At 71.3% G+C, this 20,960-nt stretch carries 20 protein-coding genes; 10 read left to right on the forward strand and 10 right to left on the reverse strand.

The features are described from left to right. Positions 1 to 15: 15 nt before the first annotated feature. From AC1MLT_RS03855 to AC1MLT_RS03875, 5 genes are all read left to right on the forward strand, one after another. Positions 16 to 996 carry a tripartite tricarboxylate transporter substrate binding protein gene (locus AC1MLT_RS03855; RefSeq protein WP_481033955.1) on the forward strand — a complete coding sequence of 327 codons (981 nt, stop codon included), beginning with the start codon at positions 16 to 18 and terminating at the stop codon, positions 994 to 996. Positions 997 to 1,061: 65 nt separating this feature from the next. Further along, entirely contained in the window at positions 1,062 to 2,018 is a 957-nt protein-coding gene (locus AC1MLT_RS03860) for a tripartite tricarboxylate transporter substrate binding protein (protein ID WP_481033956.1), read from the forward strand. A gap of 14 nt (positions 2,019 to 2,032) precedes the next feature. After that, on the forward strand, positions 2,033 to 2,917 hold the full coding sequence (locus AC1MLT_RS03865; RefSeq protein ID WP_481033957.1) for an amidohydrolase family protein: 885 nt from the start codon (positions 2,033 to 2,035) through the stop codon (positions 2,915 to 2,917). 19 nt (positions 2,918 to 2,936) lie between these two features. Further along, positions 2,937 to 3,878 carry an SMP-30/gluconolactonase/LRE family protein gene (locus AC1MLT_RS03870; protein WP_481033958.1) on the forward strand — a complete coding sequence of 314 codons (942 nt, stop codon included), beginning with the start codon at positions 2,937 to 2,939 and terminating at the stop codon, positions 3,876 to 3,878. Then, the gene (locus AC1MLT_RS03875) at positions 3,875 to 4,807 is read left to right on the forward strand and encodes a hydroxyacid dehydrogenase (RefSeq protein WP_481033959.1); all 933 of its coding nucleotides are present in this window, start codon (positions 3,875 to 3,877) and stop codon (positions 4,805 to 4,807) included. The genes AC1MLT_RS03870 and AC1MLT_RS03875 overlap by 4 nt, the downstream gene beginning before the upstream one ends. On the opposite strand, the gene AC1MLT_RS03880 is transcribed toward AC1MLT_RS03875, so the two are convergent. Continuing rightward, positions 4,797 to 5,606: a sulfurtransferase gene (locus AC1MLT_RS03880; protein WP_481033960.1), complete on the reverse strand. Its 810-nt coding sequence runs from the start codon at positions 5,604 to 5,606 to the stop codon at positions 4,797 to 4,799. The genes AC1MLT_RS03875 and AC1MLT_RS03880 overlap by 11 nt on opposite strands. A gap of 70 nt (positions 5,607 to 5,676) precedes the next feature. On the opposite strand from AC1MLT_RS03880, the gene dnaE reads away from it, so the two are divergent. After that, a complete protein-coding gene (dnaE, locus tag AC1MLT_RS03885) occupies positions 5,677 to 9,177 on the forward strand; it encodes a DNA polymerase III subunit alpha (protein WP_481033961.1) in 3,501 nt (1,166 codons plus the stop codon). 137 nt (positions 9,178 to 9,314) lie between these two features. Beyond that, positions 9,315 to 10,184 (forward strand): cupin-like domain-containing protein, encoded by an 870-nt coding sequence (locus tag AC1MLT_RS03890; RefSeq protein WP_481033962.1) that lies wholly within the window; start codon positions 9,315 to 9,317, stop codon positions 10,182 to 10,184. 40 nt (positions 10,185 to 10,224) lie between these two features. Here the strand turns inward: AC1MLT_RS03890 and tolA are convergent, their stop codons facing one another. The 9 genes from tolA to AC1MLT_RS03935 are packed head-to-tail and all read right to left on the reverse strand — an operon-like array spanning position 10,225 to position 17,060. Further along, positions 10,225 to 11,334, reverse strand: coding sequence for a cell envelope integrity protein TolA (tolA, locus tag AC1MLT_RS03895; protein WP_481033963.1), 1,110 nt, complete (start codon positions 11,332 to 11,334; stop codon positions 10,225 to 10,227). A 3-nt stretch (positions 11,335 to 11,337) separates the two neighbouring features. Further along, the gene (locus tag AC1MLT_RS03900; protein WP_481033964.1) at positions 11,338 to 11,775 is read right to left on the reverse strand and encodes an ExbD/TolR family protein; all 438 of its coding nucleotides are present in this window, start codon (positions 11,773 to 11,775) and stop codon (positions 11,338 to 11,340) included. Positions 11,776 to 11,819: 44 nt separating this feature from the next. After that, on the reverse strand, positions 11,820 to 12,548 hold the full coding sequence (gene tolQ / locus AC1MLT_RS03905) for a protein TolQ (RefSeq protein WP_481033965.1): 729 nt from the start codon (positions 12,546 to 12,548) through the stop codon (positions 11,820 to 11,822). Positions 12,549 to 12,564: 16 nt separating this feature from the next. Then, positions 12,565 to 12,981, reverse strand: coding sequence for a tol-pal system-associated acyl-CoA thioesterase (gene ybgC / locus AC1MLT_RS03910; protein ID WP_481033966.1), 417 nt, complete (start codon positions 12,979 to 12,981; stop codon positions 12,565 to 12,567). Further along, entirely contained in the window at positions 12,978 to 14,165 is a 1,188-nt protein-coding gene (locus tag AC1MLT_RS03915) for a pyridoxal phosphate-dependent aminotransferase (RefSeq protein ID WP_481034898.1), read from the reverse strand. The genes ybgC and AC1MLT_RS03915 overlap by 4 nt, the downstream gene beginning before the upstream one ends. Before the next feature lie 2 nt (positions 14,166 to 14,167). Further along, complete coding sequence (nusB, locus tag AC1MLT_RS03920) at positions 14,168 to 14,728, reverse strand: transcription antitermination factor NusB (protein ID WP_481033967.1); 561 nt, start codon at positions 14,726 to 14,728, stop codon at positions 14,168 to 14,170. Beyond that, positions 14,725 to 15,189 carry a 6,7-dimethyl-8-ribityllumazine synthase gene (gene ribH / locus AC1MLT_RS03925; RefSeq protein WP_481033968.1) on the reverse strand — a complete coding sequence of 155 codons (465 nt, stop codon included), beginning with the start codon at positions 15,187 to 15,189 and terminating at the stop codon, positions 14,725 to 14,727. Before ribH ends, nusB begins: the two co-directional genes overlap by 4 nt. 6 nt (positions 15,190 to 15,195) lie before the next feature. Further along, the gene (ribBA, locus tag AC1MLT_RS03930) at positions 15,196 to 16,377 is read right to left on the reverse strand and encodes a bifunctional 3,4-dihydroxy-2-butanone-4-phosphate synthase/GTP cyclohydrolase II (protein ID WP_481033969.1); all 1,182 of its coding nucleotides are present in this window, start codon (positions 16,375 to 16,377) and stop codon (positions 15,196 to 15,198) included. Then, complete coding sequence (locus AC1MLT_RS03935; protein ID WP_481033970.1) at positions 16,374 to 17,060, reverse strand: riboflavin synthase; 687 nt, start codon at positions 17,058 to 17,060, stop codon at positions 16,374 to 16,376. The genes ribBA and AC1MLT_RS03935 overlap by 4 nt, the downstream gene beginning before the upstream one ends. Positions 17,061 to 17,116: 56 nt before the next feature. On the opposite strand from AC1MLT_RS03935, the gene AC1MLT_RS03940 reads away from it, so the two are divergent. The 3 genes from AC1MLT_RS03940 (at position 17,117) to tcuB (ending at position 20,914) form a co-directional block, all read left to right on the forward strand. Next, positions 17,117 to 18,058, forward strand: a complete 942-nt coding sequence (locus AC1MLT_RS03940) for a LysR family transcriptional regulator (protein WP_481033971.1) — start codon at positions 17,117 to 17,119, stop codon at positions 18,056 to 18,058. A 128-nt stretch (positions 18,059 to 18,186) separates the two neighbouring features. Next, positions 18,187 to 19,713, forward strand: coding sequence for an FAD-dependent tricarballylate dehydrogenase TcuA (gene tcuA / locus AC1MLT_RS03945; RefSeq protein ID WP_481033972.1), 1,527 nt, complete (start codon positions 18,187 to 18,189; stop codon positions 19,711 to 19,713). After that, positions 19,697 to 20,914 carry a tricarballylate utilization 4Fe-4S protein TcuB gene (gene tcuB / locus AC1MLT_RS03950; protein WP_481033973.1) on the forward strand — a complete coding sequence of 406 codons (1,218 nt, stop codon included), beginning with the start codon at positions 19,697 to 19,699 and terminating at the stop codon, positions 20,912 to 20,914. The genes tcuA and tcuB overlap by 17 nt, the downstream gene beginning before the upstream one ends. The last annotated feature ends 46 nt before the right edge of the window (positions 20,915 to 20,960 follow it).

A 20,960-nucleotide genomic window follows, 5' to 3' on the forward strand; every position in this document is an offset into this window, starting at 1 on the left:
TCCAGGAGACAAGACATGCATCCTCATCGACGACTCCGTGCCGCGACGGCTGCCGCCGGCCTCGCCCTGCTGGCCGCCGGCGTGGCGGCCCAGCCGGGCCGCTCGGGCCCGCCGATCCGCCTGGTGGTCGGCTTCTCGGCCGGCGGCCCCACCGACGTGGTGGCGCGCGCCTTCGCCGACTTCGCCGGGCGCGCGCTCGACCGGACCGTGGTCGTGGACAACAAGCCCGGCGCCAACACCATCCTGGCGGCCGAGGCCGTGGCGGCGGCACCGGCCGACGGCCGGACATTGCTGCTGGGCGCGACCAACCACACCATGATCCCGGCGCTCTACAGCGCCCGGGTGAAGTTCGACGCGCTGCGCTCCTTCGTGCCGATCTGCACGCTGGCGATCAGCCCGACCGTGCTGGTGGTCGGCCCGGCGATGCCGGCCAGGACGCTGGCGGAGTTCCTGCGGGACGTGCGCAGCCACCCCGGCGAGCGCACCTACGCGACGCCCGGCGGCGGCAGCAGCGGCCATTTCGCCAGCGAGCAGTTCACCCGCCTGACCGGCACGCGGATGAACCACATCCCCTACAAGGGCGCCGCCCAGGCGATCACCGACGTGATGGGCGGCCAGGTCGACAGCTCCTTCGCCACGCTGGGATCGGTGCTGCCGCAGGTGCGGTCGGGCCAGCTGCGCGCGCTGGCGGTGGCCGCGCCGCAGCGCTCGGCCCTGCTGCCGCAGGTGCCGACCTTCGAGGAGTCGGGCGTCAAGGGCTATGCGGCCGATGCCTGGTATGGCCTGCTGGCGCCGGCGGGCACGCCGGCCGACGTGGTCGCGCGCCTGACGCGCGTGGCCGGCGAGTTCGCCGCCGCCCCGGCGACCGCCGAGAAGCTGCGTGGCCTCGGCCTGCAGGCGCAGAGCCATTGCGGCGATGCCTTCGCCCGCCAGCTCGATGCCGAGGTCGCAAGCGCCACCCGCATCGCGCGCGAACTCGACCTCAAGGTCGAGTGAACCCTTCGGCCGCGCCACGCCGCGATGGCGTCGCGGTTCCTTCCCATCTTTTGCGAGACATGCCCATGAAGAAGATCCTCAAGACCCTGCTGCTGGCCTGCGCCGTGGCCGCCGGCGCCGCCCAGGCGGCATTCCCCGAACGCACCATCACCCTGGTCGTGCCCTATGCGCCGGGTGGCGCGGCCGATGCCATCGCCCGGCAGCTGGCCGTGCGCATGGCGACCCGGCTGGGCACCAGCGTGATCGTCGACAACAAGCCCGGCGCCAGCGGCACCATCGGCGAGGCCTTCGTGGCGCGCGCGCCGGCCGATGGCTACACCGTGCTCTACGACGCGACGCCGTTCTCCATCAACCCGGCGCTCTATGCCAAGCTGTCGTTCGACGACCGCAGCTTCCAGCCGCTGTCGCTGGTCTCGCTCTCGCCGAACGTGCTGATCGTGCGCAAGGACTCGCCGATCCGCGACCAGAAGGACCTGGTGGCGCGCGCCAAGGCCCAGCCCGGCAAGCTCACCTTCGCCTCCGGGGGCAGCGGCACCGTGCAGCGCCTGGCCGCCGAGCTCTATCGGCAGGGCCTGGGCCTGGACATGCTGCACGTGCCCTACAAGAGCGGCGGCCCGGCGATCTCCGACGTGATGGGCGGGCAGGTCGATTTCATGTTCGGCACCCTGGCGGCCAGCAATCCGCTGGTGACCTCGGGCAAGCTGCGGGCGCTGGCGATCTCGTCGCCCAGGCGCTCGACGCTGCTGCCGGACGTGCCCACCGTCGCCGAGACGGTGCTGCCCGGCTACGAGGCCTACGAATGGAACGGCCTGCTGCTGCCGGCCGGCACGCCCGAGGCGGTGGTGCGGCGCCTGCACCAGGCGGTGGTCGAATCGCTGCAGGATGGCGAGCTCAGGCAGCGCCTGGCCGACATGGGCGCGCAGCCCGTGGGCGGCACGCCGGCCGAGTTCGCCGACTTCCTGAAGAAGGAAGCAGCCAAGTGGGAGGGCGTGATCCGCAAGGGCGGCATCCAGGTCGACTGAGCCCGCGCGCCCCCATGCCAGCTCCCGTCCCGCATTCCGCCGGCCTGCGCCGGCCGTCGCGCGCCTTGCCCGCGAACGCGTGCGACTGCCACATGCACATCTTCGACCCGCGCTTCGCGCCATCGCCGCACTGGCCGCGCACGCCGCCACGGGCCGACGTGGCCGACTACCGGCTGCTGCAGCAGCGCCTGGGCACCGGCCGGGCGGTGGTGGTGACGCCATCGACCTATGGCACCGACAACCGCTGCACCCTGGACGCGCTGGCCGCGCTGGGCCGGCGGGCGCGCGGCGTCGCGGTGGTGGCGCAGGATGTGGACGAGGCCGAGCTGACGCGGCTGGCGGGGCAGGGCGTGCGCGGGCTGCGGGTCAATTTCGTCTCGCCGCAGGCCTGGGGCACCACCACCGCCGACATGCTGCGCACGCTGGCGGCGAAGGTCGCGCCGCTGGGCTGGCATCTGCAGGTGTTCGCCTCGGCGGCGCAGCTGGTCGAGCTCGAGCCGGTGCTGGCGCGCCTGCCGGTGCCGCTGGTGATCGACCACCTGGGGCGCATCGACCCGCCACGGGCCCTCGCCGGGGAGACCTTCGCCATGCTGCTGCGGCTGCTGGACGCCGGCCGCACCTGGGTCAAGCTCTCGGGCGCCTACATGGGCTCGACCGAGGGCGCTCCGGCCTATGGCGACCGGGCCCCGCTCGGCCGCGCGCTGCTGGCCGCCGCGCCACGACGGCTGGTCTGGGGCAGCGACTGGCCGCACACCACCGAGCCGGCCGGCAGCGTCGACGACGCCGACCTGGTCGACCTGCTGCGCGACTGGTGCGACGACGACCGGCTGATGGATGCCATCCTGGTCGACAACCCCGCCGTGCTGTACGGTTTCGACGATCCCACCTCCTCCTCCTGACGCCCGGGCGTCCCCAGCCATGTTCCTCCTGAACCCTCCGCGAGTCGTCGATCTCCAGCCCTTCACGCGCCTGCCGGAGCGCTTCCGCCAGCGCCAGCACAGCGACTGGAGCCGCGCCAACCGCGGCGGCCAGCCGACCGATTCCTTCCTCGAGGGTCCGGTGGCCGACGACCATGGCAACCTCTACGTGACCGACATCCCCTTCGGCCGCGTGTTCCGCATCGACGCGGCCGGCGACTGGACCCAGGTGGCCGAGTACGACGGCGAGCCCAATGGCATGAAGCTGCTGGACGACCGCACGCTGCTCGTCACCGACTACCGGCACGGCCTGATGCGCATCGACATCGCCACCGGGCGCGTCGAGCCGTTCCTGGAGCGCCGCAACAGCGAGCGCTTCAAGGGCGTCAACGACCTGGTCTTCGACGCCGGGGGCAACCTGTATTTCACCGACCAGGGCCAGACCGGCCTGCACGATGCGACCGGCCGCCTCTACCGGCTGCGCCCCTCCGGCCAGCTGGACCTGCTGCTGGCCAACGTGCCCAGTCCCAACGGCGTCGCGCTGTCGCCCGACCAGAAGGTGCTGTACCTGGCCGTGACGCGCGACAACTGCGTCTGGCGCATGCCGCTGCTGGCCGATGGCAGCGTCGCCAAGGTGAGCCGCTTCTTCACCTCGTACGGCCCGAGCGGGCCGGACGGCCTGGCGGTCGACCGCCAGGGCCGCCTGCTGGTCGCCAATCCGGGGCTGGGTCTGGTCTGGGTCCTGAACACCCGCGCCGAGCCCGAGATCGTGCTGCGCGGCGTGCCCGGCGCGTCCCTCACCAACCTGGCCTTCGGCGGCCCCGGCCACGACGTGCTGCACGTCACCGATTCGACCCACGGCACGGTGCTGCGCGCCGAACCCGGCGTCGCCGGCCTGCGCCTGGACCGCGCCGCGTCGCCCACCGCCACGGCGGCGCCATGAACCGCGACACGATCCTGGTCTCCGAGGCCCGGCTGCACCCGGAGGCGGTCGAGCTGCTGCGCGACCATCGCCTGGTCTACACCGGCGCCAGGTTCACCCAGGACGAGCTGGTGGCGCTGTGCGGGAGCGAGCGGCCGGTCGCCATCCTGGCGCGCTATGGCCGCTTCGACCGGCGCGTGCTGATGGCCTCGCCGCGATTGCGGATCGTCTCGCGCCACGGGGTCGGGCTGGATGCCATCGATCGAACGGCCGCGCGCGAACTCGGCATCGAGGTGGCCGCCGCCGTCGGCTCCAACAGCCAGGCGGTCGCCGAACTCGCGCTCGGACTGATCCTGGCGTGCGCCCGGCGCATCGCCTGGCTGGACCGGCGCATGCACGCCGGCCACTGGGACAAGCCGGGCTACCTGGGGCTGGAGCTCGCCGGCGCCACCTTGGGCGTCGTCGGCTGCGGCTCGATCGGCGCCCGGGTGGTGCGCTTCGCGCAGGCCCTGGGCATGCGGGTGCTGGTGCACGATCCCTTCCTGCCGCCGTCCGGGCTGCCCGAGGGCGCGATCGCCATGGCGCTGGACGAGCTGCTGGCGGCCAGCGCCGTCGTCTCGCTGCACTGTCCGCTGGACGACGGCACCCGGGGCCTGCTCGACGTCCGGCGGCTGGGGCTGCTGCGGCCGGGCGCCATCGTGGTCAACACCGCCCGCGCCGGCCTGTTCGACGAGGTGGAGATGCAGCGCCGCCTGCGGGCCGGCGAGCTCCAGCTGGGCCTGGACTGCTTCGAGACCGAGCCCCTGGCCGCGGATTCGCCCTGGCTGGACCTGCCCAACGTCGTGCTGACGCCGCACGTGGGCGGCACCACCGACGGTGGCCTGCGCGGCATGGCGGTGGGCGCGGCGCGCCACATCCTGCGCGTGCTCGCGACCCCGCTCAGCGCTTGATCGCCAGGTCCGGGTCCTCCAGGGCCCGGGCGCTGGTGTCGCTGCCGGTGGCGCTGAGGTCCGGCGCCAATGTGCCCCGGCCGTCGAAGACGAAGCAGTCGCCGTGGTAGTGCGCGCCGCCGACGTCCTCGAAGTACTTCAGGATGCCGCCCTCGAGCTGCAGCACGTTCTCCACCCCGACCTCGCGCATCAGGATGGCGGCCTTCTCGCAGCGGATGCCGCCGGTGCAGAAGCTCACGACGGTCTTGCCGGCGAGCTGGTCGCGATGGGCCCGCAGGGCCGGCGGGAACTCGGTGAACTTGGACAGGCGCCAGTCGATCGCGCCGTCGAAGCTGCCGTGGTCGACCTCGAAGGCATTGCGGGTGTCGAGCAGCACCAGCGGCCGGCCGGCGTCGTCGTGGCCCTGGTCGAGCCAGCGCTTGAGCGTCGCCGGCACCACGCCGGGCGCCCGGCCGGCGGCGGGCCGGATGGCCGGATGGTCCATGCGGATGATCTCGCGCTTGACCTTGACCAGCAGGCGCCGGAACGGCTGCGCCGCCGACCAGCTCTCCTTGGTCTCCAGGGCGTCGAAGCGCGCGTCGGCCCGCAGCTCGGCGACGAAGGCGCGCACCGCGTCGGGCGCGCCGGCCAGGAACAGGTTGATGCCCTCGGTGGCCAGCAGGATGGTGCCCTTGAGCTCCAGCGCGGTGGCGCGCGCGAGCAGGTGGGCGCGCAGGGCGGCGGGGTCTTCGATGTCGCTGAAGAGGTAGGCGGCGATGTTGAGGATGGCAGGCACGGGGCCGATTCTAGGAGGCGTCATGGCGCCTCCTAGCACGGCGGGGCGCGCGGCGCACGGGTGGGGGCGCGGCGCGGCTTCCTACAATGCCGCCATGTTTGTCCACCTGCGTCTGCACACCGAATTCTCCGTCGTCGACGGCACCAACCGCATCGACGAGGTCGTCGCCGCGGCCCGCGCCGACGGCCAGCCGGCCCTGGCCATCACCGACCTGAACAACCTGTTCGGCGCGGTCAAGTTCTACAAGGAAGCGCGCGGCGCGGGCGTCAAGCCGCTGCTCGGCGCCGAGGTGTTCCTTGAGGGCCTGGGAGCCGACATCGGCGCCGTCACCCGCATCGTCCTCCTGGTGCAGAACACCACCGGCTACCTGCACCTGTCCGAACTGCTGGCGCGCGCCTGGACCCAGAACGTCGGGCGCGGCCAGTCGCAGGCGCTGGTCAAGCGGGCCTGGCTGGAGGAGCTGGGCGCCGGCCTGATCGCGCTCTCGGGGGCGCAGGCCGGGCCGCTGGGCGCGGCGCTGCTGCAGGGCCACGCGACGCGCGCCGACGACCTGGCGCGCCAGCTGGCAGCGCTGTTCCCGGATCGCTTCTATGTCGAGCTGCAGCGCGCCGGCCGTCCCGAGGACGAGCCGCACGTCGTCGCCGCCGTGCAGCTGGCCGCCCGGCTGGGCCTGCCGGTGGTGGCCACGCATCCGGTGCAGTTCGCCACCGCCGACGACTACGAGGCCCACGAGGCGCGCGTCTGCATCTCCGAGGGCGAGATCCTGGGCAACCCGCGCCGGGTGCGCAAGTTCACCCGCGCGCAGTATTTCAAGTCGGCCGCCGAGATGGAGGCGCTGTTCGCCGACATCCCCAGCGCCATCGCCAACACGCTGGCGATCGCGCGGCGCTGCAGCCTGACGCTGGTGCTGGGCAAGCCGCAGCTGCCGAACTTCCCGACGCCCGACGGCCTGCCGATCGGCGAGTACTTCCGCCTGGCCTCGTTCGAGGGCCTGGAGGAGCGCCTGGCGCACCTCTACCCGGATGCCAAGCAGCGCGACGTCGAGCGGCCGCGCTATGTCGAGCGGCTGGAGTTCGAGATCGACACGATCCTGAACATGGGCTTCCCGGGCTACTTCCTGATCGTGGGCGACTTCATCAACTGGGCCAAGAAGAACGGCTGCCCGGTCGGGCCGGGCCGGGGCTCGGGCGCGGGCTCGCTGGTGGCCTACGCGCTCAAGATCACCGACCTCGATCCGCTGCAGTACAACCTGCTGTTCGAGCGTTTCCTCAATCCCGAGCGCGTCTCGATGCCCGACTTCGACATCGACTTCTGCCAGGGCAACCGCGATCGCGTGATCGACTACGTGAAGGACAAGTACGGCCGCGACGCCGTCAGCCAGATCGCCACCTTCGGCACCATGGCCGCGCGCGCGGCGATCCGCGACGTCGGCCGCGTGCTCGACATGAGCTACATGTTCTGCGACGGCGTGAGCAAGCTGATCCCGAACAAGCCCGGCCAGCCCGTCACCATCCAGTACCCGCCCAACCCCCGGGTGGAGGGCGACAAGAACAACTACGCCATCGAGATGGAGCCGCAGCTCGCCGCGCGCATCGAGAAGGAGGAGGAGGTGCGCATGCTGGTCGAGCTGGCGCAGAAGCTCGAGGGCATGACGCGCAACATCGGCATGCACGCCGGCGGCGTGCTGATCGCGCCGGGCAAGCTGACCGACTTCTGCCCGCTCTACCAGCAGCCCGGCAGCGATTCGGCGGTGAGCCAGTACGACAAGGACGACGTCGAGGCGGTCGGCCTGGTCAAGTTCGACTTCCTGGGCCTGGCGACACTGACCATCCTGGAGATCGCGCGCGAGTTCATCGTCAAGCGCCACAAGGGCCAGGAGAACTTCAACTACGAGGACATCCGGCTCGACGACCCGGCGACCTACCGCTTGTTCTCCGATGGCAAGACCGAGGCCGTGTTCCAGTTCGAATCGCGCGGCATGCAGGGCATGCTCAAGGACGCGCGGCCGACGCGGCTGGAGGACCTGATCGCCCTCAACGCGCTCTACCGCCCGGGCCCGATGGACCTGATCCCCAGCTTCGTGGCGCGCAAGCACGGCCGCGAGCCGGTCGAGTACCCGCATCCGCTGGTGGCGGAGATGCTCTCGGAGACCTACGGCATCATGGTCTACCAGGAGCAGGTCATGCAGACCGCGCAGATCCTGGGCGGCTACTCGCTCGGCGGCGCCGACCTGCTGCGGCGCGCCATGGGCAAGAAGAAGGCCGAGGAGATGGCCGAGCACCGGATGATCTTCCGCGCCGGCGCGGCCAAGAACGACATCCCCCAGGAGAAGGCCGACGAGATCTTCGACCTGATGGAGAAGTTCGCGGGCTATGGCTTCAACAAGTCGCACGCCGCCGCGTATTCGCTGCTGGCCTATCACACCGGCTGGCTGAAGGTCCACTACACGGCCGAGTTCTTCTGCGCCAACATGACGGTGGAGATGGACGACACCGACAAGCTCAAGGTGCTGTTCCAGGACGCGGTCAAGCATTTCGCCATCACCTTCGAGCCGCCGGACGTCAACAGCGGCCACTACCGCTTCGAGCCGGTCACCGACAAGTCCATCCGCTATGGCCTGGGCGCCGTCAAGGGCACCGGCCAGCTGGCGGTGGAGGCCATCGTGCGGGCCCGCGAGGCCGGCGGGCCGTTCAAGAGCCTGTTCGACTTCTGCGTGCGGGTGGATCGCCAGCGCATCAACAAGCGCACGGTGGACGCCCTGGTCAAGGCCGGCGCCTTCGACTCGATCCACGACAACCGCGCCTCGCTCATCGCCTCGATCGACCGCGCCTTCGACTTCGCCGCCGCCACCGAGGCCAACGCCTCGCAGGTCGACATCTTCGGCGACTGCGAGCACGGCTCGGCGGCGCGCGAGCCCGAGCTGGTCGCCGCCACGCCCTGGGGCGTCAAGGAGCGGCTGACCTTCGAGAAGACCGCCGTCGGCTTCTATCTCTCGGGCCACCTGTTCGACGAGGTCGCGCAGGAGGTGCGCCGCTTCTGCCGCCGCGAGATCGACGAGCTGCTCGACAGCCGCGAGCCGCAGGTGATCGCCGGCATCGTCAGCGACCTGCGCGTCATCAACGGCCAACGCGGCCGCCTGGCGATCTTCAAGCTCGACGACAAGTCGCAGTCGATCGAGGCGACGGCCGACGAGGCGGTCATGAACGCCAACCGGAACACCCTGAAGGATGACGAGCTGGTCATCGTCAGCGGCCGGCTGCAGCCCGGGCGCGGCGGCTTCGAGGCCCGCTTCCAGGTCCAGCAGGTCTGGGACCTGGCGACGGCGCGCTGCCGCTTCGGCAAGTTCCTGCGCGTGGCGGTCAACGGCAAGGCGCCCGACATCGCGCGGCTGGTGAAGGACTACCCGCCGCGCCTGGAGACCACCGAACTCGGCGAACTGCGCCAGGGCCTGCCGGTGCGGCTGTCGCTCGCGCGCAGCGGCGCCCGGGTGGACCTGCAGCTGGGCGAGCGGGCCAAGTTCTTCCCGACCGATGCCGCCCTGGCGAGCTGGATCGCCCAGGCGCAGTCGGGCGAGGCCGTCATCGTCTACGAGTAGGGTGCCCGGATCGGGCCGCCGACCCGATCGCGGCCAAAACACACGCTGGCACCGGATTTACGCTTTCAGGCGACGACGGGCAGCGTGTCCATACGTAAAAAAGAATTACATTCCGTCGATCTGACGGAGATTTTCTGATGCATTGTTTTGAAGATGACGCGGGTTTCGACCAGTTCGACCGCCAGGCCTTCAAGTTCCGCCACAAGCTGATGGGCCATCCGGCCCTGAGCCTGGACAACCTGGCGCGCGTGATCCCGGCCCTGCCGAAGAAGCAGGTCATGTACTCGATGGGCAAGCTGAAGAACGGCGACGACTTCGAGGGCACCTTCCGCGGCCAGCCCAAGGAGCAGGGCATCGAGCAGACGATCGAGAACATCCGCGTCTCCGATTCCTATGTGATGGTCAGTGGACCGGAGGTCGATCCGTCCTTCGCGCCATTGCATCGCGAGCTGGTGGCCGATGTCGAGACGCTGATGCGCCGACGCGGCGCCGGGGCGCGGATCGTCGAGCCGCAGCTCTATCTCTTCATCGCCTCGCCGGGCAGCGTGACGCCCTTCCACATCGATCGCTACTCGACCTTCCTGATGCAGTTCCGCGGCAGCAAGGAGGTCAGCGTGTTCGAGCAATGGGACGAACGCGTGGTCAGCCAGGTCCATCGCGAGGCCTACGTGGCCTATGCCAACACGCGCCTGCCGTGGTCGCAGGAGACCGACCGCCTGGCGACGCGCTTCGAGTTCAGCCCGGGCGAGGCGCTGCACATCCCCTTCGTCGCCGGCCACCACGTGCGCAACGGCAACGACGACGTCTCGATCTCGATGTCGATCATCTTCAACACGCCGCAGTCGATGGGCTGGCGCCGCGCGTTGGCCTTCAATCACTCGGCCCGGCCGGTGCTCGGCCGCGTCGGCCTGAAGCCGGCGCCGGTGGGCACGCAGGCCTGGCGCGATGGCGCCAAGTCGCGTCTCTGGCGCGCCGCCCAGTCGGCGCGGCGCGCGATCCACAAGTAGCAGGAGAGGGAGGAGGCCGGCGGCGCGGCCCCCCGGGGGCTCAGCGCTTGGGCTTGAGCTGCACGATCAGCGCCGACGGCACCCGGCCGTCGATGTCGCGCGGCAGCTTCTCGGTCTTCTGCAAGGCGCGCAGGGCGGCCTGGTCCCAGGCCGGCAGGCCGCTGGACTTCACCAGTCGGGGCGTGCCGACGATGGTGCCGTCGGGCGCCAGGCGGACGTCGAACTCGGCGCCCGGGTTGCCGCTGACGAGGTCGGCATCCGGGAACACCACGTTCGGCCGTACCGCCGCCGCGACGCGGCCGCCATAGCTGCCCGACGGACCGGACGAGCGCTGCGCGTTGCCGCTGGCGCCGTCGTCGCCGCTGGCGCCGGCCAGGCCCTGCATGCGCTTGAGCGTGGCGGCCCGATCGGCCGCGGCCTGCTTGGCCGCCGCGGCCGATGCCGCCGCCGCCGCGTCGGCGCGGGCCTTGGCCTCGGCCTTGCGGGCTTCCGCCTGCCGGGCCTCGGCTTCCTTGCGGGCCTCGGCCTGCTTCGCCTCGGCCTGCTGGCGGGCGTCGGCCTCCTTCTTGCGGCGGGCATCGGCCTGGGCCTTCTGCTGCGCTTCGCGGCGGTCCTCGGCTTCCTCCTCGGCGCGGCGCCTGGCTTCCAGTTCCTTCTTCTCCTGGGCCGCCTTGCGGGTGGCTTCCTTGACGGCCTCGCGCTTCTTCTCCTGCCGTGCTTCCTCCAGATCGCGTTCGCGTTCGCGCTGCTCCTTGAGCTTCTTCTCGCGCTCGAGCGCGATGTCCGGGGCGCGTGGTGCGGGCGTGGGATCGGGTGGCCGCACGGTGGGCGGCGGTGGCGGGGGTGGCGCCGGGCGCGGTGCCGGCGCGGGGGCCGGCGGCGGGGGAGGTGGCGGCGGGGGCGGTGGCGCGGGCGTGGGTTCGGGCGTCGGCGCCGGAGGCTGCGACAGGCGCGGCGCGGCGCGCTGCACCGTCGACGACCAGATCTCGGCCTCGACGGCATCGCTTTCCTCGGCATCGCGCTTCCAGCTGACGCCCCAGGTCAGCGCGGCGATCAGCACGACGTGCGCCAGCAGCGCGAACACCACCGCGCGCGGCGTGCCGCGCTGGGGCGGTGGCGCGAATTCGGGGCGGTCCGAAGCGAGCGACATCCCTTACTTCGCGCCCGTGGTCGTCACCGAGAGGCCGACGCGCTCGACGCCGGCGCGCTTCAACTCGTTCATGGCCTTGACCACCGTCTCGTACTTGACCGACTTGTCGGCGCTGATGACCACCGGCCGCTGGGCGTCGCCGTCCTGGGCCGTCTTCACGGCCTGGCCGATCTGGCCGAAGGGCACGTTACGGCCGCCCGAGCCGGTGGACGGGTCCTTCTTCACCTGGATCTCGTCCTCGGTCTTGATGACGATCTCGATCGGCTTGTCGGGCTGCTTGTTGGCGCGGTCGACGCTCGGCAGGTTGATGACGCTGGGCGTGATGAGCGGCGCGGTGACCATGAAGATGATCAGCAGCACGAGCATCACGTCGATGAACGGGACCATGTTGATCTCGTTGATCGTGCGGCGTCCGCGGCCACGGGATGAAACGGCGGGCATGAAGGGTTCTCCGGTGCGTCGCTATGGGCAGGCGCGGCTTGGTCTCAGCGACCGGTGGCGGAAGCGCCACCGGCGGCCGGGGCCGGGCTGCCGCCCAGGTGCGTCGACAGGTTGCGCTGCAGGATGTTGGAGAACTCCTCGATGAAGGTCTCCAGGGCGATGGCGATCTTGTCGATCTCGCGGGCGAAGCGGTTGTAGCTCACCACCGCCGGGATGGCGGCGAACAGGCCGATGGCCGTGGCCACCAGGGCCTCGGCGATGCCCGGCGCGACGGTGGCGAGCGTGACCTGCGCGAGGGCGGCCAGACCGGTGAAGGCATGCATGATCCCCCAGACCGTGCCGAACAGGCCCACGTAGGGCGACACCGAACCGACGGTGGCCAGGAACGAGAGGTTCGATTCGGCGACGTCGAGCTCGCGCTGGAAGCTCGCGCGCATGGCGCGCCGGGCGCCGTCGAGCAGCGTGCCGGCATCGGCCACGTGGCGCTCGCGCAGCTTCTGGTACTCGCGCATGCCGGAGGCGAAGATGCGCTCCATGGGCCCGGACAGCTTGGCGTTCTGCGCCGCCGCCGAGAACAGCTCGTTCAGGCTGGTGCCCGACCAGAACTCGCGCTCGAACTCGTCGTTGAGCGCGCGCATGCGCTTGAGCGCGAAGAACTTGCGGAAGATCGCGGCCCAGCTGGCGACCGAGATGCCCACGAGCAGGAGCACGACCAGCTGCACGACGAAGCTCGCGTGCAGCAGGAGGGTGACGATGGAGAGGTCTTGGTTCATGGCGTGATGGAGTGATTCATGGAGCGCAGTGGCGTTCCAGGGTTCCCGCGACGTGCCGGGGCATGCGCGCGGGCCGCAACGACCCGGCGTCGACCCAGCCGATGCGGATGGTGCCTTCGCAGAGCAGGGCGTCCGGCTCGGTCTTCGACAGCACGCGCTGGGCCAGGGTGAGGGAGGCGGCGCCGCGCTGCGTCAGTTCGGCCGTGACGACCAGCCGGTCGTCCAGGCGGGCCGGCCGATGGTATTTCAGTTGCGTCTCGCTGACCACGAACATGCCACCGCTGGCTTCGCGCAGCGCCTGCTGCTCGATGCCCATGGCGCGCAGCCACTCGGTGCGGGCGCGCTCCATGAACTTCAGGTAGTTGGCGTAGAAGACGATGCCGCCGGCATCGGTGTCTTCCCAGTAGACGCGGATGTCGAAGGCGAAGCTCATGGCCGGGCCAGGGCCTCGAGCCGGGCGATGGCTTCCTGCAGGTGGGCCATCGAGCTGGCGGTGGAGAAGCGGATGAAGCCGGCGGTCTCGGCATGGCCGAAATCGCGCCCCGGCGTCACCGCCACGTGGGCCCGCTCCATCAGCGCATAGGCCAGGTCCCAGCTGTCCGCGACGCCCAGGCGGCGCGCGAACTCGCGGCAGTCGGCCCAGGCGTAGAAGGCGCCGTCGGGCATCACCGGGACCGGCAGGCCGAGCGCCTCCAGGCGCGGGATGAACCAGTCGCGGCGGGCCTTGAACTCGGCGCGGCGGCGCTCGTACTCGGTGATGCTCTCGTTCTCGAAGCAGGCCAGCGCCGCGTACTGCGCCACGGTGCTGGCGCAGATGAACAGGTTCTGCGCCAGCCGCTCGACCGCCGGCAGCAGCGCGTCGGGCACCACCAGCCAGCCCAGGCGCCAGCCGGTCATGTGGAAGTACTTGCTGAAGCTGTTGATGCTGACGACCTGGTCGTCCAGCGCCAGCGCGCTCTGGCCATAGCGCTCGTCGTGCGACAGGCCGAGGTAGATCTCGTCGACCAGGGTGACGCCGCCGCGCCGCGTCACGACCTCGTGGATGCGCCGCAACTCGTCCGGCGCGATCGAGGTGCCGGTCGGGTTCGACGGCGAGGCCAGCAGCACGCCGCGCGTGCGCTCGCCCCAGGCGGCCTCGACCTTGTCGGCGCTGAGCTGGAAGCGCTCGGCGGCGGTGGTCGGGATCAGCACGGGCGTGCCCTCGGCGGCGGTCACGAAATGCCGGTTGCACGGATAGCTGGGGTCGGGCAGGAGGATCTCGTCGCCGGCGTCGATCAGGGCGAGGCAGGCCAGCTGCAATGCCGCCGAGGCGCCGGCGGTGATGACGATGCGGCGCGCCGGCACGTCGATGCCGAAGCGCTGGCGATACCAGTCGGAGATGCGCTCGCGCAGCGGCTCCAGGCCGGTCGCGGCGGTGTACTGGGTGGCGCCGGCGCGCACCGCGCGGTTGGCGGCTTCCTGCACCAGCGGCGGTGCGGTGAAGTCCGGCTCGCCGATGTTCAGGAAGATCATCGGCCGGTCGGTCTGGGCGACCTGACGCGCCAGCGCTCCGGCCGCCTTGGCGACCTCCATCACGTAGAACGGCTCGATGCGCTCGGCGCGCCGCGAGATCCTCATGCTCATGCGCGGGCCTTGCCCGAAGCCCGGTCGGCGTCGACCTCGTTGGCGCGCAGCTGCGGCGCCAGGCCGTTGAGCACCGCGTTGACGTACTTGTGGCCGTCGGTGCCGCCGAATTCCTTCGCCAGCTCGATGCATTCGTTGAGCACCACGCGCCATGGCACGTCCAGGCAGTGGCGGAATTCATAGGCGCCGATCCACATGATGGCGTGCTCGACCGGCGAGATCTCGGCCATCTTGCGGTCGAGCAGCGGCACGATCAGGGCGTCGAGCTCGGCCTCCTCGCGGATCGAGCCGTGCAGCAGCGCGTCGTAGTGGACCGCGTCGGCCTTGTGGAAGCCCGCCAGGTCGCGCGTGAAGTGGTCGATGTCGGTCGGGTCGTTGCGGCCCACCAGGTGTTGGTAGAGCGCCTGCAGCGCGAACTCGCGCGAGCGGCTGCGGTTGGACTTGGCCGCGGCCTTGCGCACGCCGGTGCTGGTCAGGCCGCTGCGCGACTGGCGCGGCGCGCGGGCGGCGGTGGACGCGGACGCGGGGGAGGGGGTCGGGTGGGAGTCGTCGGTCATGGAAGTTGCGCCAGGAGCCGGGCCATCTCGACGGCGACGCGCGCCGCGTCGCGGCCCTTGTCGGTCTGGCGGGCCACGGCCTGTTCGAGGTTTTCGGTGGTGAGGATCGCGTTGGCGATGGGCAGTCCGTGGTCGAGCGCGACGCGGCTCACGCAGGCGCCGGACTCGTTGGCCACCAGCTCGAAGTGGTAGGTCTCGCCGCGGATGATGCAGCCCAGGGCGATCAGCGCGTCGTAGCGGCCGCGCCGGGCCAGGGCCTGCAGTGCCACCGGCACCTCGAGCGCGCCCGGGACGACGACGTGGTCGATGTGGTGGTCGGCGACGCCGAGCGCCGCGAGTTCAGCCAGGCAGGCCTCGGCGAGGGCGTCGGTGATGTCGGCGTTGAAGCGTGCCTGCACGATGCCGATGCGCAGGCCCGTGCCGTCGAGCGCCATCTCGGCGCCCTGGTTCGCGTGAAACATGGGGATTCAGTCCTTCTGGATGTAGCCGGTGATCTCGAGGCCGTAGCCGGCCGCCATGCTCGGCATGCGGCGCGGCGTGCCCAGCAGGTGCATCCGGTGGACGCCGCACTCGCGCAGGATCTGGGCGCCGACGCCATAGCTGCGCAGGTCCATGCGGCCGCGCTCGGGCGCCTGCGCCGGGCGCGCGGTGCCTTCGAACTGGGCCAGCAGTTCGGCGGCCGATTCGCCGCAGTTCAGCAGCACCGCCACGCCGCGCTCCTGCGCGGCGATGTGCGAGAGGCTGGCGTCGAGGCCCCAGGAATGCATGGGCCGGCCGACCTCCAGCACGTCCAGGACCGACAGCGGCTCGTGCACGCGCACGGCGATGGATTCGTCCGCCCGCCAGCTGCCGCGCACCAGCGCCAGGTGCACGCCGCCGCTGGGCTTGTCGCGGAAGGCATGGGCGGTGAAGTCGCCCCAGGCGGTGCGGATGGCGCGCGAGCCGATCTTCTCGACCAGCGATTCGGTGCGGCTGCGATGCTCGATCAGCGCGGCGATGGTGCCGATCTTCAGGCCGTGGACGGCGGCGAAGACCTGCAGGTCGGGCAGGCGCGCCATCGTGCCGTCCTCGTTCATGATCTCGCAGATCACGGCGGCCGGTGAGCAGCCGGCCATCTCGGCGAAATCGCAGCCGGCCTCGGTGTGGCCGGCGCGCATCAGCACGCCGCCGTCGACCGCCTGCAGCGGAAAGATGTGGCCGGGCTGGACCAGGTCGGCGGCGACGGCGTCGCGGGCCACGGCGGCCTGCACGGTGCGGGCCCGATCGGCGGCGGAGATGCCGGTGGTGACGCCCTCGGCGGCCTCGATCGAGACGGTGAAGGCGGTGGCGTGCTTGGCGCCGTTGCGCGCCACCATCGGCGGCAGCTGCAGCCGCTCGCAGATCTCGCGCGACAGCGTCAGGCAAATCAGGCCGCGCGCGTGGCGGGCCATGAAGTTGATGGCCTCGGGCGTGACGTGGTCGGCGGCCAGGACGATGTCGCCCTCGTTCTCGCGATCCTCCTCGTCGACCAGGATCACCATGCGGCCGGCGGCCATCTCGGCGACGATCTCCTCGACCGGCGAGATCGGCGCGACGGCCGGCGACGGCGCGCCCGATGGTGGCGCATTGCGCGTGGCGGCGGCGCCGATCGGCGTCACGGAAGCATTCATGAGTACAGGTCTTTCGGCGCGGCCGGCGCTGGAGCCGGGCTCGCCAGGGGAGGAATGCCGATCGCGCCGGCCTGGAGCATGCGCTCCACGTAGCGCGCGACGGTGTCGATCTCGAGGTTGACGCGGCTGCCCGCGACCAGCGTGCCCAGCGCGGTGTGCTCGACCGTGTGCGGGATCAGGTTGATGCTGATCTCGCTGCCCTCGGCGGTGTCGTCCACGCGGTTGACGGTCAGGCTGACGCCATTGACGGTGATCGAGCCCTTGTAGGCCAGGAAGCGGGCCAGCGCGGGCGGCGCCAGCACGCGCAGCTCCCAGCTCTCGCCCACCGCGGCGAAGCTCGCCACGCTGCCGATGCCGTCGACGTGGCCCGAGACGATGTGGCCGCCGAGCCGGTCGTTGGCGCGCAGGGCCTTCTCCAGGTTGACCGCGCCGCCGGACTCGGCCAGACCGGCGGTCTTGTCGAGCGATTCGGCCGAGATGTCGATGGTGAAGGAGGGCTCGGCCGGCTCGAGCGAAGTGACCGTCATGCAGGCGCCGTTGAGCGCGATGCTGTCGCCCAGGCCGACGTCGTCGAGATAGCCGGCGGGCGTGGCGATGCGCAGCCGCTTGCCGTGGGATAAGGAGCTTCCGAGGTCGTGGACGGCGGCGATACGCCCCACGCCGGTGATGATTCCGGTGAACATCGGAGCATTTTCGCACGGGCCGACCTCCGGTCCGGGCACCGACCGATACGTCCCTCATGGAACTGCGCCAACTCCGCTATTTCGTCCGCGCCATCGAACTCGGCAGCATGGGCCGCGCCGCCATCGATCTGGGGGTGGTGCAGTCGGCGTTGAGCCAGCAGATCAGCCGGCTCGAGGGCGAGCTCGCGACCCGGCTGCTGCAGCGCAGCGCGCGCGGCGTGCTGCCCACCGATGCCGGCGCGGCCTTCTTCCGCGAGGCGCAGCTGACCCTGCGCCATGCCGAGCAGGCCCAGCGCGCCGCGCGCGCGGCGCGCCTGACCGGGACCGTCAGCGTCGGCCTGGCGCCCACCACCGGCGCCGTCCTGGCGCTGCCCCTGATGACGGCGATGCGCGAGCGCTATCCGGATGTGCGCCTGCACATGGTCGAGAGCCTGTCGGGCCATCTCACGGCGATGCTCAACGCGCGCCAGCTCGACCTGGCGGTGCTGTTCTCGACCCAGGCCGGCCGACGCTGGAGCGTGCTGCCGCTGCTCGACGAGAAGCTGCTGCTGATCCGGTCGCGGCGCCACATGCCCGCCGGCACCGGCGCGCGGCCGGTCTCGATGCGCGCGCTGGCGGCGCAGCCCCTGATCCTGCCGACCGGCGGCCATGGCCTGCGCGCCACCATCGATGCCGCCGCGCTGCGGGCCCGGGTCGGTCTGCAGCCGGTGGCGGAGATCGACTCGCTGGCGATGCTGATGGCGGCGGTGGATGCCGGCTTCGGCGCCACCGTGCAGCCCGGCGCGGCGGTCGGGCGCTATCCGGACGCGGCCGAGCGCTTCCATCTCGCGCCGCTGGCCGATCCGCAGGCGCATCGCCGCAACGCCATCTGCAGCCTGTCGGACGACGAGCTGTCGCCGGCGGCGCTGGCGGTGCGCGTGGTGCTGGCCGACGTGGCGCGCGGGCTGGTCGGCGCCGGGCAGTGGCCGGGCGCGACCCTGGTGCAGGGCGCGGACTGACGCCATCGCGCAGCGGCGCGCGCGGGAGTCATCACGGATCGTGATGGGCCCATGCCGGAAGCGGACTGTCGCGCCGGGCCCCGGCGGCCTAGAGTGCGCGCTTCCCGGCTTTCCCCACGAAGACATCCATGGCCCCAGATGGCAACCACCCCCCGGCGGACGTGCTGGTGATCGGCGGCGGCAACGCCGCGCTCTGCGCCGCCCTCATGGCGCGCGAGGCCGGCGCCTCCGTGCTGCTGGTCGAATCGGCGCCACGCGCCTGGCGCGGCGGCAATTCGATGCACGTGCGCAACCTGCGCTGCATGCACGACGCGCCACAGGACGTCCTGATCGAGGCCTACACCGAGGAGGAGTACTGGCAGGACCTGCTGAAGGTGACCGGCGGCCTGACCGACGAGGCACTGGCGCGGCTGGTGATCCGGCACTCGGCCGGCTGCCGGCCGTGGATGCGCCGCCATGGCGTGCACTTCCAGCCGCCGCTGTCGGGCGCACTGCACGTGGCGCGCACCAATGCCTTCTTCATGGGCGGTGGCAAGGCGCTGGTCAATGCCTACTACCGCAGCGCCGAGGCATTGGGCGTGCGGGTGCGCTACGACACGCCGATCGAGCGCCTGGAGCTCGATGGCGACCGCTTCGTGGCCGCCATCACCAGCACTGGCGAACGCATCGCGGCGCGCAGCTGCGTGATGGCCTGCGGCGGCTTCGAGTCCAACCTGGCCTGGCAGCGCGAGGCCTGGGGGCAGAACGAGCGCGGCGAGTGGCCGGCCGAGAACTTCCTGGTGCGCGGCACCCGCTTCAACCAGGGCGTGCTGCTGCGCCACATGCTGGAGGAGGCCGGCGTGGACTCGATCGGCGACCCGACCCAGGCGCACTGCGTGGCCATCGACGCCCGCGCGCCGCTCTACGACGGCGGCATCTGCACGCGCATCGACTGCGTCTCGCTGGGCCTGGTGGTCAACCGCGAGGCCGCGCGCTTCTACGACGAGGGCGAGGACTTCTGGCCCAAGCGCTATGCCATCTGGGGCCGGCTGGTGGCGCACCAGCCGGGGCAGATCGCCTATTCGATCATCGACCAGAAGGCCATCGGCCGCTTCATGCCACCGGTGTTCGACGGCACCCGTGCCGACACCCTGGAGGACCTGGCGCGCCAGCTCGGGCTGGACGTCCCCACCTTCATGAAGACGGTGAACGACTACAACGCCGCCTGCCGCGTCGGCACCTTCGACCACACCGCGCTGGACGACTGCCATACCGAGGGCCTCGCGCCGCCGAAGACCCATTGGGCGCGTCCGCTGGACACCGCGCCGTTCTACGCCTACCCGTTGCGACCAGGCATCACCTTCACCTACCTGGGCCTGAAGGTCGACGAGAGCGCCGCCGTGCGCTTCGGCGGCCGGGCGAGCGCCAACCTGTTCGTGGCCGGCGAGATGATGGCCGGCAACGTGCTGGGCAAGGGCTACACCGCCGGCGTGGGCATGAGCATCGGCACCGCCTTCGGCCGCATCGCCGGCGTGGGCGCGGCGCGCGCCTGCGGCCATCGGCACCCGGGTTTCGACCAGGAATCGCGGGCCATGCGGCCGGTGCCCCGGGCGGCCTCGACGACCACCCCTTCCATCCACCCGACGCAGGAGGTCGACCATGCCGCCACTCACTGAGATCATCGAACGCGTGCGCTCCGAGTCCGACCCGCTGGGCCAGGACGGCCGGCCCAGCGCCAGTCCGCGCGTGATCCCGATCCGCCCGGCCGGACCGCTGTCGACCGGTGAGCAGGAGGTCGCGCGCATCATGCAGATCTGCAATGCCTGCCGGTATTGCGAGGGCTTCTGCGCCGTCTTCCCGGCCATGACGCGCCGGCTGGAATTCGGCAAGGCCGACATCCACTACCTGGCCAACCTCTGCCACAACTGCGGCGCCTGCCTGCATGCGTGCCAGTACGCGCCGCCGCACGAGTTCGCGGTCAACGTGCCGCAGGCCATGGCGCAGGTGCGCGTGCAGACCTATCACGACTACGCCTGGCCGAGCGCCATGGGCGGGCTCTACCGGCGCGCCGGCCTGACGGTGGCGCTGGCGCTGGCGGCCGGACTGGCGCTGTTCCTGGTGCTCGGCCTGGCCATGGCCGGTCCGCTGCTGCACCAGCCGCTGGCGGGCGACTTCTACGCCATCTTCCCGCACAACTTCCTGGCGCTGGTGTTCGGCGCGGTGTCGCTGTTCGTGGTGCTGGCGCTGGGCCTGGGGGTGCGGCGCTTCTGGCGCGACGTCACGCCCGCGGCCGGCGTGCCGGGCGCCGCCGCCGCCGAGGCCGCGCACGACGCGCTGCGGCTGAAGTACCTCGGCGGCGGGCACGGGCAGGGCTGCAACGACGCCGACGACAAGTTCACGCTGTGGCGCCGGCGCTTCCATCACTTCACCTTCTATGGCTTCATGCTGTGCTTCGCGGCGACCTCCGTGGCCACGCTGTACCACTACCTGCTCGACTGGCACGCGCCCTATCCGCTGACCAGCGCGCCGGTGATCCTGGGCACGCTCGGCGGCATCGGCCTGCTGATCGGCCCGTCCGGCCTGCTGTGGCTGAACCTGCGGCGCGACCCGCAGCATGGCGACGTGGCGCAGAAGCCGATGGACCGGGGCTTCATCGCGCTGCTGCTGCTGACCAGCGCCACCGGCCTGGCATTGCTGGCCTGGCGCGACACCTCGGTCATGGGCCTGCTGCTGGCGGTGCACCTGGGCGTGGTGATGGCGCTGTTCCTGACCCTGCCGTACGGCAAGTTCGCGCATGGCGTGTTCCGCAGCGCCGCGCTGCTCAAGTTCTCGATCGAGAAGCGCCTGCCCAACCGGTTGCAGCTGGGCAGCGACTGAGCGCGCCACCCGATCCCGCGACGAAGACCCCACAACGAAGAACCCC

The sequence above is a fragment of the Variovorax sp. PEI5 genome, from assembly GCF_056679935.1.

Coding starts and splice junctions, on each gene's coding strand:
- AC1MLT_RS03855 (WP_481033955.1), top strand. CDS start 16: ATGCATCCTCATCGACGACTCCGTGCCGCGACGGCTGCCGCCGGCCTC.
- AC1MLT_RS03860 (WP_481033956.1), top strand. CDS start 1,062: ATGAAGAAGATCCTCAAGACCCTGCTGCTGGCCTGCGCCGTGGCCGCC.
- AC1MLT_RS03865 (WP_481033957.1), top strand. CDS start 2,033: ATGCCAGCTCCCGTCCCGCATTCCGCCGGCCTGCGCCGGCCGTCGCGC.
- AC1MLT_RS03870 (WP_481033958.1), top strand. CDS start 2,937: ATGTTCCTCCTGAACCCTCCGCGAGTCGTCGATCTCCAGCCCTTCACG.
- AC1MLT_RS03875 (WP_481033959.1), top strand. CDS start 3,875: ATGAACCGCGACACGATCCTGGTCTCCGAGGCCCGGCTGCACCCGGAG.
- AC1MLT_RS03880 (WP_481033960.1), bottom strand. CDS start 5,606: ATGACGCCTCCTAGAATCGGCCCCGTGCCTGCCATCCTCAACATCGCC.
- dnaE (WP_481033961.1), top strand. CDS start 5,677: ATGTTTGTCCACCTGCGTCTGCACACCGAATTCTCCGTCGTCGACGGC.
- AC1MLT_RS03890 (WP_481033962.1), top strand. CDS start 9,315: ATGCATTGTTTTGAAGATGACGCGGGTTTCGACCAGTTCGACCGCCAG.
- tolA (WP_481033963.1), bottom strand. CDS start 11,334: ATGTCGCTCGCTTCGGACCGCCCCGAATTCGCGCCACCGCCCCAGCGC.
- AC1MLT_RS03900 (WP_481033964.1), bottom strand. CDS start 11,775: ATGCCCGCCGTTTCATCCCGTGGCCGCGGACGCCGCACGATCAACGAG.
- tolQ (WP_481033965.1), bottom strand. CDS start 12,548: ATGAACCAAGACCTCTCCATCGTCACCCTCCTGCTGCACGCGAGCTTC.
- ybgC (WP_481033966.1), bottom strand. CDS start 12,981: ATGAGCTTCGCCTTCGACATCCGCGTCTACTGGGAAGACACCGATGCC.
- AC1MLT_RS03915 (WP_481034898.1), bottom strand. CDS start 14,165: ATGAGGATCTCGCGGCGCGCCGAGCGCATCGAGCCGTTCTACGTGATG.
- nusB (WP_481033967.1), bottom strand. CDS start 14,728: ATGACCGACGACTCCCACCCGACCCCCTCCCCCGCGTCCGCGTCCACC.
- ribH (WP_481033968.1), bottom strand. CDS start 15,189: ATGTTTCACGCGAACCAGGGCGCCGAGATGGCGCTCGACGGCACGGGC.
- ribBA (WP_481033969.1), bottom strand. CDS start 16,377: ATGAATGCTTCCGTGACGCCGATCGGCGCCGCCGCCACGCGCAATGCG.
- AC1MLT_RS03935 (WP_481033970.1), bottom strand. CDS start 17,060: ATGTTCACCGGAATCATCACCGGCGTGGGGCGTATCGCCGCCGTCCAC.
- AC1MLT_RS03940 (WP_481033971.1), top strand. CDS start 17,117: ATGGAACTGCGCCAACTCCGCTATTTCGTCCGCGCCATCGAACTCGGC.
- tcuA (WP_481033972.1), top strand. CDS start 18,187: ATGGCCCCAGATGGCAACCACCCCCCGGCGGACGTGCTGGTGATCGGC.
- tcuB (WP_481033973.1), top strand. CDS start 19,697: ATGCCGCCACTCACTGAGATCATCGAACGCGTGCGCTCCGAGTCCGAC.